Origin of the sequence: Streptomyces cyaneofuscatus, assembly GCF_000718135.1 — a bacterium.
Taxonomy (GTDB): domain Bacteria; phylum Actinomycetota; class Actinomycetes; order Streptomycetales; family Streptomycetaceae; genus Streptomyces; species Streptomyces cyaneofuscatus.
Window position 1 is genome coordinate 100582 of the sequence record NZ_JOEM01000015.1, and the last position, 13001, is coordinate 113582.

At 70.3% G+C, this 13001-nt stretch carries 12 protein-coding genes; 3 read left to right on the forward strand and 9 right to left on the reverse strand.

Going from position 1 to position 13001, the window contains the following annotated elements:
* The first annotated feature begins 119 nt into the window (after positions 1-119).
* From IF17_RS0124100 to IF17_RS0124110, 3 genes are all read left to right on the forward strand, one after another.
* Positions 120-1385, forward strand: a complete 1266-nt coding sequence (locus IF17_RS0124100; RefSeq protein ID WP_030569512.1) for a sensor histidine kinase — start codon at positions 120-122, stop codon at positions 1383-1385.
* Positions 1379-2047: a response regulator gene (locus tag IF17_RS0124105; RefSeq protein ID WP_030569515.1), complete on the forward strand. Its 669-nt coding sequence runs from the start codon at positions 1379-1381 to the stop codon at positions 2045-2047. The genes IF17_RS0124100 and IF17_RS0124105 overlap by 7 nt, the downstream gene beginning before the upstream one ends.
* 206 nt (positions 2048-2253) lie before the next feature.
* The gene (locus tag IF17_RS0124110; protein ID WP_244890545.1) at positions 2254-2898 is read left to right on the forward strand and encodes a PASTA domain-containing protein; all 645 of its coding nucleotides are present in this window, start codon (positions 2254-2256) and stop codon (positions 2896-2898) included.
* A gap of 7 nt (positions 2899-2905) precedes the next feature.
* Here the strand turns inward: IF17_RS0124110 and IF17_RS0124115 are convergent, their stop codons facing one another.
* From IF17_RS0124115 to rpsB, 9 genes are all read right to left on the reverse strand, one after another.
* Complete coding sequence (locus IF17_RS0124115) at positions 2906-3928, reverse strand: ABC transporter ATP-binding protein (protein WP_030569521.1); 1023 nt, start codon at positions 3926-3928, stop codon at positions 2906-2908.
* Positions 3929-3933: 5 nt separating this feature from the next.
* Positions 3934-5547, reverse strand: coding sequence for an ABC transporter permease (locus IF17_RS0124120; protein ID WP_030569524.1), 1614 nt, complete (start codon positions 5545-5547; stop codon positions 3934-3936).
* A 98-nt stretch (positions 5548-5645) separates the two neighbouring features.
* A complete protein-coding gene (locus tag IF17_RS0124125) occupies positions 5646-6746 on the reverse strand; it encodes a thiamine ABC transporter substrate-binding protein (protein ID WP_030569527.1) in 1101 nt (366 codons plus the stop codon).
* A 275-nt stretch (positions 6747-7021) separates the two neighbouring features.
* Positions 7022-8128, reverse strand: coding sequence for a dual-specificity RNA methyltransferase RlmN (gene rlmN / locus IF17_RS0124130; RefSeq protein WP_030569530.1), 1107 nt, complete (start codon positions 8126-8128; stop codon positions 7022-7024).
* 111 nt (positions 8129-8239) lie between these two features.
* Positions 8240-9325: a phosphatidate cytidylyltransferase gene (locus tag IF17_RS0124135; protein WP_030569532.1), complete on the reverse strand. Its 1086-nt coding sequence runs from the start codon at positions 9323-9325 to the stop codon at positions 8240-8242.
* A complete protein-coding gene (gene frr / locus IF17_RS0124140; protein ID WP_018509617.1) occupies positions 9325-9882 on the reverse strand; it encodes a ribosome recycling factor in 558 nt (185 codons plus the stop codon). Before frr ends, IF17_RS0124135 begins: the two co-directional genes overlap by 1 nt.
* Before the next feature lie 117 nt (positions 9883-9999).
* Positions 10000-10776 carry a UMP kinase gene (gene pyrH, locus IF17_RS0124145; protein ID WP_030569537.1) on the reverse strand — a complete coding sequence of 259 codons (777 nt, stop codon included), beginning with the start codon at positions 10774-10776 and terminating at the stop codon, positions 10000-10002.
* 161 nt (positions 10777-10937) lie between these two features.
* Entirely contained in the window at positions 10938-11774 is an 837-nt protein-coding gene (tsf, locus tag IF17_RS0124150) for a translation elongation factor Ts (RefSeq protein ID WP_030569540.1), read from the reverse strand.
* 99 nt (positions 11775-11873) lie between these two features.
* Positions 11874-12800, reverse strand: coding sequence for a 30S ribosomal protein S2 (gene rpsB / locus IF17_RS0124155; protein ID WP_030569543.1), 927 nt, complete (start codon positions 12798-12800; stop codon positions 11874-11876).
* Positions 12801-13001 lie beyond the last annotated feature (201 nt).

A 13001-nucleotide genomic window follows, 5' to 3' on the forward strand; every position in this document is an offset into this window, starting at 1 on the left:
GCTGACAGGTCGTCACACCACGGTGCGGTCCTGCGGCTCAACCCGCGGTATGACACGGCCCCGCGAATTGGCCCCGTGGTCCGATGCGCCCGCCGGGGGCCGCGTTGAAGAATCGCCGTATGACACGCACCATCGAGGCGAGCGGAGCGGCAGCGACCGCCGCCGAACGCCCGTCACCGGAACGGACCCCGCGGCAGCGGCTGCGGCGCTGGACATCGGCGCCCGCGTACGCGGGGCTGACCGGTGGCGCGCTGACACTCTTCGCCGCCGTGGAGCTGCTCCTCGTACCGGGTTCGGCGATCACGGCCTTCGCCGTGCTCGTGTGCACGGCCTCGCTGACCCTGCGGGCCGCCCACCCCGCTGTCGGGCTCCTGACCGTCGGCGCGGCGCTGCTCGGCTTCGCCACCGACGGCAACATGGCGTACGCGACGGTGGCCGGTCTGCTGATGGGCTGCTACACGCTGGGGCGGCACCGGGTGCAGCATCCGGCGGTGCTCGTGACGGCGGGTTCACTCGCCGCGCTGACGGTCAATCTGGTGCACATCGACCGCTGGGCCCGGGACGGCTCGCCCGGCCTTCCGGTGCTCCAGGGCACCGACCGGTTCAGCCTCGGGCTCTACGCGGAGACGCTGGTGCTGACCGTGGTGATCATGGGTGCGGTGAGCGCCGGAGACGCGGTCCGGGCGCGCGAGGAGACCCGGCGCACCCGGGCCGCCGCCCAGTCCCGGCTGCTGGCGATGGAGCGGCGGCAGGCGGCCCAGGCGGAACGGGCGGCGATTGCGAGGGAGTTGCACGACATGATCGCGCACTCGGTCTCGATGATCGCGGTGCGGGCCGAGAGCGCCACGTACACGACCCCGGGCCTCTCCCCGCCGGCCCGGGACGCCTTCCAGGAGATCGCGGGCACGGCCCGGTCATCGATGGCCGAGCTGCGCCGGCTGCTCGGGGTACTGCGTACGGGCACCGACGCAGGCCCCGCCCTCACCGCCCCGCAGCCGTCGCTGGCCGCGCTCGGCGAGCTCCTGGACCAGCACCGCGCGGTGGACGGCTCAGCCGAACTCCGTGTCACCGGTGAGGAGATAGGCGTGCCGTCGTCCTGGGAGCTGTCGGCGTACCGGATCGTGCAGGAGGCCCTGACCAATGTGCGCCGGCACGCCCCCGGCGCGCACGCGGTCGTCGAGATCGACCAGCGGCCGGGACTGTTGCGGGTCCGGGTCGGTGACGACGGGCCGGGGCCGCCCGCCGCCCCAGCGCCGGAGCCCGCCGGGCGCCCCGGTCACGGTCTCGTGGGCATGCGCGAACGGGCCGCTCTGCTGGGCGGCAGGCTCACCACCGGCCGAGGCCCGGCCGGCGGCTATCTCGTGGAGGCGGAACTCCCGTGGTGATCCGCGTGATCGTCGCCGACGACCAGGCGGTCGTGAGGACAGCGTTCTCCCGGCTGCTGGACACCCAGGAGGACATCGAGGTGGTCGGCGAGGCGGAGGACGGCGAGCAGGCGATCCGGGTCGCGGCCGAACTGCGGCCGGACGTAACCCTGCTGGACATCCGGATGCCGAAGCTCGGCGGGATCGACGCCGCCCGCGAGATCGTCGCCGCGTCGGACGGGGCGACGAAGGCGCTGATGCTGACGACGTTCGGCCTGGACGAGTATGTGTACGAAGCCCTGACGGCGGGGGCCAGCGGCTTCCTGCTCAAGGACGCGACCTTCCCCGAACTGCTGCACGCGGTGAGGGTGGTGGCCGGCGGGCACGCACTGCTGGCGCCCGAGATCACGGGGCGGCTGATCGCGGAGTTCACCCGGCAGCGGGTCAGCGCACCGCCGGCCCGCTCGGTCGAGGGGCTGACCGCGCGCGAGGCGGAGGTGCTCGTCCTCATCGCGCAGGGCCTGTCCAACGCGGACATCGCCGCCCGGCTGACCATCACCGACCACACGGTGAAGACCCACATCAACCGGCTCTTCGCGAAGATGGGGCTGCGGGACCGGGCGCAGGCGGTGATCCTGGCGTACGAGATGGGTCTGGTGGTGGCGGGCGCCCAGAGCCCGTAGCGCATCCCCGACTCCAGGCCTGTGCCCTGGACGACGCCGCCTACCACGCCCGCACCCTCGGCCGGCCCCACCGCCGCATCGCCGGCCGCCGGACATATTCCCTCCGCCATTTGGTCACAGGTCCGTCACCACCGGAACATCTGGCTCTCTGGGGCGGGTGGGGCTGACTACGGTCGATCTCGCACGAACCATCCCAGGGGGACGAGTTGAACACCCGCACACTCAGCGTCGCGCTCGCATGTATCGCCACAGCGACCCTCGTCGGCTGCAATCCGGTCGCCACAGAACCGACGCCGGATGCACCCGCCGCCACCCAGCCCGCCACCGAGACCCCTGCGACGACGCCGTCCAAGGCGGAAGAGGAACCGGTCGAGCCGAAGGCGGTACCGAACTTCGTCGGCATGGGTCTCCAGTCCGCCCAGGACGCGGCGCAGAAGGAAGGCTTCTACGCGCTCACCTCGCACGACAGTGCCGGGCGAGGCCGCACACAGGCCTTCGATCGCAACTGGAAGGTCTGCTCCCAGAACATGGCGGCCGGCAAGACCGTCCCCACCGACACCACACTGGATTTCGGCGCCGTGAAGCTGGAGGAGGACTGCCCGGCCGACGACGCCAAGGCCCCTGAAGCGGCGGACGGGAAGATGCCGAGCCTGGTCGGGAAGTCGGTGAAGGTCGCCCGTAAGGCACTCGACTCCAGCACGTCGGTCACCGTCACCGACGCGGCGCAGGGCAGGATGGTCCTCATGGAGAGCAACTGGCAGGTGTGCACCCAGTCGCCCTCCCCCGGGGCCGCTCTGAACGGGCAGCCGGTCGAATTCACAGCGGTGAAGTTCGAGGAAGACTGCCCGTAGGCTCGAGCTAGCCCTCCGCCAGCACCACCGTCTCCGCCGAGTCGAACCGGACGCCCACCACCGCGCCCTCGTCCGGGGTGTCCCGCAGGGCGCACTCGGCCTCCAGCACCGGCGCGTTCTCGGGGGTCAGCCGCACGGTCACGTGGTTGCCGCGGAACGTGCGGACGCCGACCGTGCAGCGCAGCCCGTCCTTCTCGGCCCCGATGAGCACCCCGGCGGGCCGCACCAGCAGGTCGACCTCGCCCTGGGGGGAGCCCTCCGGCACCGGCACCTTGCCCCAGGCGGTCGCGGCGGCCTCGCCGGTCACCGTCGCCGGGGTCACGTTGTCGAAGCCTAGGAAACGGGCGACGAACGCGGAGGCGGGGCGCTGCCACACGTCCAGCGGGCTGCCCTCCTGGGCGATCCGGCCGTCCCGCATCACCACCACCCGGTCGGCGAGCGCGAACGCCTCGCCCTGGTCGTGGGTGACGGCGAGCACCGTCGTACCCAGCTCCTGGAACAGGGTGCGCAGTTCGATGACGAGCCGTTCGCGCAGGCTGCGGTCGAGCTGGCCGAGGGGTTCGTCCAGCATCAGGAGCTTGGGGCGCGGGGCGAGGGCGCGGGCCAGGGCGACGCGCTGCTGCTCCCCGCCGGAGAGGGCGGCGACCGCGCGGCGTTCGGCGCCGGGGAGGCCCACCAGATCGAGGAGTTCACGGACCCGGCGCTCGGACTCCGCCCGCCCGGTGCCGTGCATCCGCAGCCCGAAGGCGACGTTGGCGCCGACATCGCGGTGTGGGAAGAGCTGGTGGTCCTGGAACATCAGGCCGAGCCCGCGCCGGTGGACCGGGACGCCGCTCTGGTCCTGTCCGGCCAGCAGCACCCGGCCGCCGTCCATGGGCTGGAGCCCGGCGACGGCCCGGAGCAGGGTGGACTTCCCGCTGCCGCTGGGACCGAGCACGCAGACGATCCTGTGGTCGGCGACCTCCAGGTCGACCGCGTCGAGGGCCGTCCGCTTCCCGAACCGTACGGTGGCTGCCTGCAAGCTCAGCATGGTGGTCAGAACTCCCCGGATCGGTCGGTACGGATGCGTTCGAGGAGCAGCAGCGACACCGCGCACACGAGCATCAGGATCGTGCTGAGGGCCATCGCCTGCCCGTAGTTGAGCTCCCCGGACCGGCCCAGCAGCCGGGCGACCGCGACCGGCAGGGTCGGGTTGTCGGGCCGGGCGATGAAGACGGTGGCGCCGAACTCCCCGAGCGACACGGCGAACGCGAAGCCCGCGGCGACGAGCACCGCCCGCCGCACCAGCGGCAGATCGACCTCGCGCCAGGCCCGCAGCGGGGAGGCACCCAGCACGGCGGCCGCCTCGCGCAGCCGGTCGTCCACCGCGCGGAGTACGGGGAGCATCGTCCGTACGACGAAGGGGACGCCCACCAGCGCCTGGGCGAGCGGGACCAGGATCCAGGAGGTACGCAGGTCGAGCGGCGGCTTGTCGAGGGTGATGAGGAAGCCGAAGCCGACGGTGACGGCGGAGACCCCGAGCGGCAGCATCAGCAGCGCGTCGAAGCCGCGTACGAGCCGCCCCGCCCGCCGGGTCAGGGCCGCCGCCGCGAGACCGCCGACGACGAGCGCGATGAGGGTGGCGACGAACGCGTACTGGAGGGAGTTGCCGACCGCCTCCAGCGGCGGTACGAGGAAGGTGGAGCCGCTGCCTCCGGCCGACTGGAGGGCCTCGTAGTAGCCGAGGCCGTAACCCTCCGGTCCGTCGAACGACCGCTCCACCAGCACTCCGAGCGGCAGCAGGATCAGCAGCAGCGCGGTGAGCAGCACCCCGCCGAGCAGCGCCCACTGCCCGGCGCCGTGCGGGCGGCGGGAGGTCTGTGCGGGGTCGACGAGCTTCAGCGCCCGTTCCCGGCGGCGTACGGTCACTGCGTGCAGGGCGAGGATCGCGCCGACCGCCACGAACTGGACCATGGTCAGGACGGCGGCCGTCGGCAGGTCGAGCAGCTGGGCGGTCTGGCGGTAGACCTCCACCTCCAGGGTGGAGTAGGACGGGCCGCCGAGGATCTGCACGACACCGAACGAGGTGAACGTGAAGAGGAAGACCATCAGCGCCGCTGCGGCCACCGCCGGGCCGAGCGCGGGCAGCGTCACCCGTCGCCAGGCGGTGAACCGTCCGGCGCCGAGCACCCGGGCGGCCTCCTCCTGGCGCGGGTCGAGCTGCGACCAGAGGCCGCCGACCGTCCGGACGACCACCGCGTAGTTGAAGAAGACGTGTGCCAGGAGGATCGCCCACACCGTGGTGTCGAGCCGTACGCCCCACAGCTCGTCCAGGAAGCCGCCGCGCCCGAGGAGGGCCAGGAAGGCGGTACCGACGACGACGGTGGGCAGCACGAACGGCACGGTGACGACCGCGCGCAGCACCTGCTTCCCGGGGAAGTCGAAGCGGGCGAAGACATACGCGCCGGGCAGGGCGATCAGCAGGGTGAGCGCGGTGGAGGCGAGGGCCTGCCAGGTGGTGAACCAGAGGACGTCGAGGATGTCCGGGCGGGACAGCACGTCGCCGATCCGCCCGAACTGCCAGACGCCGTCCGTCTTCAGCCCGCGTCCGACGATTGCGGAGACGGGGTAGGCGAAGAAGACGGCGAAGAACGCGACCGGCACGGCCATCAGGCCGAGCCGCACCGCCGCTCCACGCCGCCCGCCTCCGGACCGTGCGCCGCCGGACCGGGGCCCGGCGGCGGGCTCGGCGGCTTCGACGGAGCCGGCTACTTCACGGCGATCGAGTGCCACGCCTGGACCCACTGCTCACGGTTGGCGGCGATCTTCTCCGGGGCCACGGTGGCCGGCTTCTCGACGGTCTCACCGAACTCGGTGAAGATCTCCGGCAGCTTCGCGTCCGTCACGACCGGGTTCACGAACATGTTCAGCGGCACGTCCTCCTGGAACGACTTGCTGATCAGGAAGTCCAGCAGCGCCTTGCCGCCCGCCTCGTTCTTCGCGCCCTTCAGCAGCCCGGCGTACTCGGTCTGCCGGAAGCAGGTGCCGGTGGAGACGCCGGTGGGGGCCTCCTTGGGCTGCGGGTCGGCGTAGAGGACCTCGACGGGCGGGCTGGAGGCGTAGCTGACGACCAGCGGCCGGTCCGCCTTGGCCTTCTTGCCGCCCGCGGAGCCGGAGAACTCCTCGTTGTAGGCCTGCTCCCAGCCGTCGACGACCTTGACGCCGTTGGCCTTGAGCTTCTTCCAGTAGTCCTGGTAGCCGTCCTCGCCCTGGGAGGCGATGGTGCCGAGAAGGAAGCCGAGGCCGGGCGAGGAGTTGGCCGCGTTCTCGGTGACGAGGAGGTTCTTGTACGCGGGCTTGAGCAGGTCCTCGAAGGTCTGCGGCGGCGCGAGCTTCTTGTCGGCGAAGAACTTCTCGTCGTAGTTGACGCAGATGTCACCGGTGTCGACGGGCGTGACGCGGTGCTCGTCGTCCTGCTCGGTGCCCTTCGCGACCCGGTCCAGGCCCTTGGCCTCGTACGCGGTGAAGAGACCGTTGTCGAGGGCGCGGGAGAGCAGGGTGTTGTCGACGCCGAAGAAGACGTCGCCGCGCGGGGAGCCCTTGGTCAGGATCTCCTGGTTGAGGGCGGCACCGGCGTCGCCGCTCTTGAGGAGTTCGACGGTGTAGCCGCTCTCCTTGGTGAACTGCTTCAGCACGTCTTCCGAGGCGTTGAAGGAGTCGTGGGTGACCAGGGTGACGGTCTTGGAGCCGCTGCCCTTGGACGCACCGGATCCGGCCGAGGTGTCGTCGGAGCCGCCGCAGCCCGCGAGGACGGTGACGCCGAGCGCCGCGGCGAGCGCGGTCGAGGCGTACTTCTTGGTGGTGTTCATGTGATTCCTCCTGGAGGTGACCAGGAAGAGACGCGGCCCCGCCCGCCCCCGGAGACGTAACAGACGTACCGGAAGCGGGCAGGGCGCAACAGCTTGAGTAAGGTCCGAACTTCCTACCCGGAATGACCCGGGCGAGGTTCAGAGGGTCTGCGGCCAACCTGTCCTTGGTGCCGCACTCTCAGCGCTGTGGCGCTCCCCTGTCGGAATATGAAGTTGACTTCGCGCCCAGGCTACACCGGCGGTTTCAGGCCGGGCCGGCCACGGTCACCGGCGCCTCAGCGCTCGGAGGCCGCCAGCTGCCCGCAGGCCCCGTCGATCTCCTGGCCGCGGGTGTCCCGGACGGTGACCGGCACGCCGTGGGCCGCGATGGCCTCGACGAACGCCTTCTCGTCCTCGGGCCGCGAGGCGGTCCACTTCGAGCCGGGCGTCGGGTTCAGCGGGATCAGGTTGACGTGCACCCGCTTGCCCTTGAGCAGCCGGCCGAGGAGGTCGCCGCGCCAGGCCTGGTCGTTGATGTCCCGGATGAGGGCGTACTCGATGGAGATGCGGCGGCCGGACTTCTCCGCGTATTCCCAGGCGGCGTCCAGCACCTCGCGGACGTTCCACCGGGTGTTGACGGGGACGAGGGTGTCGCGCAGCTCGTCGTCCGGGGCGTGCAGCGAGACGGCGAGGCGGCACTTGAAGCCCTCGTCGGAGAAGCGCAGCATCGCCGGGACGAGCCCGACCGTGGATACGGTGATCCCGCGCTGGGAGAGGCCGAGGCCGTCCGGCTCGGGGTCGGTGAGCCGGCGGATCGCTCCGACGACACGGTTGTAGTTGGCGAGCGGCTCGCCCATGCCCATGAAGACGATGTTGGAGAGCCGGGCCGGACCGCCGGGCACCTCCCCGTCACGCAGGGCACGCATGCCGTCGACGATCTGGTGCACGATCTCGGCGGTCGACAGGTTGCGGTCGAGCCCGGCCTGCCCGGTGGCGCAGAACGGGCAGTTCATCCCGCAGCCGGCCTGGGAGGAGATGCACATCGTGACGCGCTCGGGGTAGCGCATCAGGACGGACTCGACGAGCGTCCCGTCGTGCAGCTTCCACAGCGTCTTACGGGTGGTGTCGTCGTCGCAGCTGATGTGACGGACCACGGACATCAGGTCGGGGAACAGCGCCTCGGCGAGCTTCTCCCGGGACCCGGCGGGGATGTTGGTCCACTGCTCCGGGTCGTGCGCGTACCGCGCGAAGTAGTGCTGCGAGAGCTGCTGGGCGCGGAACGGCTTCTCGCCGGTCGCGGCGACCGCTTCCTTGCGCTCGGCGGGCGTGAGGTCGGCGAGGTGCCGCGGCGGCTTCTTGGCTCCGCGGGGCGCGACGAAAGTGAGTTCTCCGGGCTTAGGCATGGTTCATCCAGTGTCGCAGACAGACGGGTGAGGGCCCGCCGCCCTGTGGACGACGGACCCTCACTCGTAGAACGTGCAGGTGGGACGTGGTGCGCGGGCTGATGAGGACGCTCAGCCGGAGCCGACGAACAGCACCAGCAGCAGCCAGAACACCGGCGCGGTCGGCAGGAGCGAGTCCAGCCGGTCCATGATGCCGCCGTGGCCGGGGAGCAGGGTTCCCATGTCCTTGATCCCGAGGTCCCGCTTGATCATGGACTCGCCCAGGTCACCGAGGGTGGCGCTGACGGCGACCGCGAGACCGAGCAGCAGACCCTGCCACCAGGCGCCGCCGTCGATCAGGAACTCCATGCACAGCGCGCCGGCGACCATCGCGAAGGACACGGCACCGAGCAGGCCCTCGCGGGTCTTGCCGGGGCTGATGCGCGGGGCGAGCTTGTGGGTGCCGTAGCGCCAGCCGACCGCGTACGCCCCGGTGTCGCTGACGACCGTGAGGACGAGGAAGACGAGAACCCGCCAGTGCCCGTCGTCCGCCGTCAGCATCATGGCGACGAAGGTGGCCAGGAACGGGACGTAGAACGCGGCGAAGACGCCGGCCGTGACGTCCTTGAGGTAGCCGTCCGGCGGCTCGGTCATCCGCCAGACCAGCACCGCCAGGGCGGTCAGCGCCATGGCGACCCAGGCGCCCTCCGCGCCGCGTGCGTAGCCGGCGACGACCATCGCGGCCCCGCCGACGGCCAGCGGGATCAGCGGCGCCTTGATGCCCTTCTGCTCCTGGAGGCGGGAGGTGAGCTCCCAGAGACCGACGACGACGGCGAGCGCGATCACGCCGACGAAGACGGCCTTCACGATGAACAGCGAGGCGACGATGACGGCGCCGAGCCCCACGCCGACCCCTATGGCGGCGCGCAGATCACGCCCCGCACGCTTCTTCTGCGGCGGGGACGGAAGCGGGGTGGACATGGGCTCCTGCGGCATCTCGTCACGGAACAGGGGGCCGCCGACGTGCGCGGCGTCCCCGTCCCGGTTGGCGCGGCTCTGTGCGTCTCTACCTGCGTCGGGATCGTCCGGCACGTTGGGCATGGGCCGAGTCTGCTGGGCTTCATGCGCATCGTAGGCGGGACCCGCCGGAGCGACCCCCATCTCGGGGGCGCCCCGGTAACCGGCTCCCTGCGGTGCACCCCAGGAAGAGTCGTTCATCAGACTTCGAGCAGCTCGGCTTCCTTGTGCTTGAGCAGCTCGTCCACCTGCGCGACGTACTTCGCGGTGGTGTCGTCGAGCTCCTTCTCGGCGCGGCGCACCTCGTCCTCGCCGGACTCCTTGTCCTTGACGAGCTTGTCGAGCGCTTCCTTGGCCTTGCGGCGGATGGAGCGGATCGAGATCTTGGAGTCCTCGGCCTTGGTCTTGGCGACCTTGATGTACTCCTTACGGCGGTCCTGGGTGAGCTCGGGGAAGGTCACCCGGATGATATTGCCGTCGTTGCTCGGGTTGACGCCGAGGTCGGAGTCGCGGATCGCCTGCTCGATGTTGCGCAGCGCGGTCTTGTCGAACGGCGTCACGACGGCCATCCGCGGCTCGGGAACCGAGAACGAGGCCAGCTGGTTGATCGGGGTCAGCGCGCCGTAGTAGTCGGCGACGATCTTGTTGAACATCGCCGGGTGCGCACGGCCGGTACGGATCGCGGCGAAGTCCTCTTTCGCGACGACAACGGCCTTCTCCATCTTCTCCTCGGCCTCGAGGAGGATTTCTTCGATCACCACGTGCTCCTGCGTGTCTTGAGCGGACCCGTCATCGACGGGCCCTGCGGGTCCTGCGTCGCGTCCTCACCTGCACGGTGTCCGACCGGCAGGCCGTTGTCCATCCTGGGGGGGCCGTCAGGCCCGGGTGCTCTGATCGCTGACGAGCGAGCCGATCTTCTCACCCTTGACCGCGCGGGCGATATTGCCCTCGACGGTCAGCTCGAAGACGAGGATCGGAAGCTTGTTGTCACGGCAGAGCGTGATGGCGGTGGCGTCGGCGACCTTCAGGTCGCGCGTGATCACCTCGCCGTACTCCAGCGCGTCGAACTTCACCGCGTCGGGGTTGGCCTTCGGGTCGGAGTCGTAGACCCCGTCCACGCCGTTCTTCCCCATGAGCAGCGCCTCGGCGTCGATCTCCAGGGCGCGCTGGGCGGCGGTGGTGTCGGTGGAGAAGTACGGCATGCCCATACCCGCGCCGAAGATGACGACGCGCCCCTTCTCCAGGTGCCGAACGGCACGGAGGGGGATGTACGGCTCGGCGACCTGGCCCATGGTGATGGCGGTCTGGACGCGCGAGTCGATGCCCTCCTTCTCCAGGAAGTCCTGGAGCGCCAGGCAGTTCATGACGGTGCCGAGCATGCCCATGTAGTCGGACCGGGCCCGGTCCATGCCGCGCTGCTGGAGCTCGGCACCGCGGAAGAAGTTGCCTCCCCCGATGACCACCGCGATCTGGGCGCCGTCGCGTACGACGGCGGCGATCTCGCGGGCGATGGTGTGCACGACGTCGGGGTCGACGCCCAGACCGCCGCCACCGGCGAAGGCCTCACCGGAGAGCTTCAGCATGAAGCGCCCGGAACCCTTGTCGTCGTCACGCTTGTCGTCGGCCTGAATGGCGTCCGCGCCCTTGTCCATGGAAATTCTCCTCGTGCACATACGAAGAAGGCCATTGCCGGTGGGTCTGGTGTCCCTACAGCGGCAATGGCCTCCTCGTCAGATCTGCGGTCGTCCGGCGTGGGTGCGGCCGTCGACTGCACCAGACCCTATCGGGTCCGGCGCTGTTCGCCCGGACGGACTCAGATGCCGACCTTGATGCGCGAGAAGCGCTTCAGGGTGACACCGGCCTCGTCCAGGACCTTCTGGACGGACTTCTTGGCGTCCAGCGCGTACGGCTGGCCGAGAAGCGTGGCCTCCTTGAAGAAGCCGTTGACGCGACCCTCGACGATCTTCGGGAGGGCAGCCTCGGGCTTGCCCTCGGCGCGCGTGGTCTCCTCGGCGACGCGGCGCTCGGCCTCGACGACCTCGGCCGGGACGTCCTCGCGGGAGAGGTACTTCGGGGCGAAGGCGGCGATGTGCTGGGCGATGCCCTTGGCCAGGTCGGCGTCGGCCTTGTCCAGCTCGACCAGGACACCGATCTGCGGGGGCAGGTCGGGCATGGTGCGGTGCATGTACACGGAGACGAAGTCGCCGGTGAACTGCGCGAAGCGGTCCAGGACGATCTTCTCGCCGAGGTTGGCGTTGGCCTCGTCCACGTACGCCTGGACGGTCTTGCCGGGCTCGATCTCGGAGGCGAGGAGCGCGGCGATGTCGGCCGGGGAGGTGGCGGCGACGTGCGCGGCCAGCGCGTTGGCGACGGCCTGGAACTTGTCACCCTTGGCGACGAAGTCCGTCTCGCACTTCAGCTCCAGGAGGACGCCGGACGTCTTGTCCTCGGAGATGAGGGAGACGACGGCACCGTTCTCGGCGGAGCGGCCCTCGCGCTTGGCGACGCCCTTCTGGCCCTTGATACGGAGCGCCTCGACGGCCTTGTCGACGCTGCCGTCGGCCTCGTCGAGCGCCTTCTTGCAGTCCATCATGCCGGCGCCGGTGAGCTCGCGGAGCTTCTTGACGTCAGCGGCGGTGTAGTTCGCCATGAGTCTTTATGTCTCTCTCGAAGTCTGAAAGATCTACGGGTGAACGGCGGGGGCCGCGCTTGTGGCGCCGGCCCCCGCCGTCAGCAGCCGTGACGGGTGTCAGGCCTGCTCGGCGTCCGCGTCGGCGGCCGGAGCCTCGGCAGCGGCCTCGGCCTCGGCGACGGCCTCGGCCGGCTTCTCGGCGTCGGCGACCTTCTCGGTCTCGGCGGAGGACTGGACCTCGGCGGCAGCCGCGGTCTCGTCCTTCTTGTCGCCCTCGAGCAGGTCGCGCTCCCACTCGGCGAGCGGCTCGCCGGCGGCCTTCTCGCCCGGCTTCGAGTCACCGGTGGCGGCACCGGAGCGGGCGATGAGGCCCTCGGCGACGGCGTCGGCGATCACGCGGGTGAGCAGGGTGACGGAGCGGATCGCGTCGTCGTTGCCCGGGATCTTGTAGTCGACCTCGTCGGGGTCGCAGTTGGTGTCGAGGATCGCGACGACCGGGATGTGGAGCTTGCGCGCCTCACCGACGGCGATGTGCTCCTTCTTGGTGTCGACGATCCAGACGGCGCTGGGCACCTTCTGCATCTCGCGGATACCACCGAGGGTCTTCTCCAGCTTGGCCTTCTCACGCGAGAGGACCAGGAGCTCCTTCTTGGTGAGGCCGGAGGCGGCCACGTCCTCGAAGTCGATGAGCTCGAGCTCCTTCAGACGCTGAAGGCGCTTGTAGACGGTGGAGAAGTTGGTGAGCATGCCACCGAGCCAACGCTGGTTGACGTACGGCATACCGACGCGCGTCGCCTGCTCGGCGATGGCCTCCTGGGCCTGCTTCTTCGTACCCACGAACATGATGGAGCCGCCGTGGGCGACGGTCTCCTTGACGAACTCGTAGGCGCGGTCGATGTACGACAGCGACTGGAGCAGGTCGATGATGTAGATGCCGTTGCGCTCGGTGAAGATGAAGCGCTTCATCTTCGGGTTCCAGCGACGGGTCTGGTGACCGAAGTGGACGCCGCTTTCCAGCAGCTCCCGCATCGTGACGACGGCCATGGCCGTACTCCTTGAGGTGCTCGGTTATCGCGACCGCAGGTTTGCGTTCGCGCCTGACGCCCCGACGCGCCGTGCCACAAGGGACCGAGGGGCGCGGCCACCATCTCGGAAGAGGGAGGTGGCGGGGCGTGCGAAGTCGACCCGGTGACCCGGATCGCCGTAAGAAGTGTACGGGACCCGCCGGGTGCCGGGTGACGGCGA

What these genes read in the sequence shown, in the direction of transcription:
- IF17_RS0124135 (WP_030569532.1), bottom strand. Translation starts at nt 9,325, where the DNA reads ATGAACGACTCTTCCTGGGGTGCACCGCAGGGAGCCGGTTACCGGGGC.
- rpsB (WP_030569543.1), bottom strand. Translation starts at nt 12,800, where the DNA reads ATGGCCGTCGTCACGATGCGGGAGCTGCTGGAAAGCGGCGTCCACTTC.
- tsf (WP_030569540.1), bottom strand. Translation starts at nt 11,774, where the DNA reads ATGGCGAACTACACCGCCGCTGACGTCAAGAAGCTCCGCGAGCTCACC.
- IF17_RS0124125 (WP_030569527.1), bottom strand. Translation starts at nt 6,746, where the DNA reads ATGAACACCACCAAGAAGTACGCCTCGACCGCGCTCGCCGCGGCGCTC.
- rlmN (WP_030569530.1), bottom strand. Translation starts at nt 8,128, where the DNA reads ATGCCTAAGCCCGGAGAACTCACTTTCGTCGCGCCCCGCGGAGCCAAG.
- IF17_RS0124100 (WP_030569512.1), top strand. Translation starts at nt 120, where the DNA reads ATGACACGCACCATCGAGGCGAGCGGAGCGGCAGCGACCGCCGCCGAA.
- pyrH (WP_030569537.1), bottom strand. Translation starts at nt 10,776, where the DNA reads ATGGACAAGGGCGCGGACGCCATTCAGGCCGACGACAAGCGTGACGAC.
- IF17_RS0124115 (WP_030569521.1), bottom strand. Translation starts at nt 3,928, where the DNA reads ATGCTGAGCTTGCAGGCAGCCACCGTACGGTTCGGGAAGCGGACGGCC.
- IF17_RS0124120 (WP_030569524.1), bottom strand. Translation starts at nt 5,547, where the DNA reads ATGGCCGTGCCGGTCGCGTTCTTCGCCGTCTTCTTCGCCTACCCCGTC.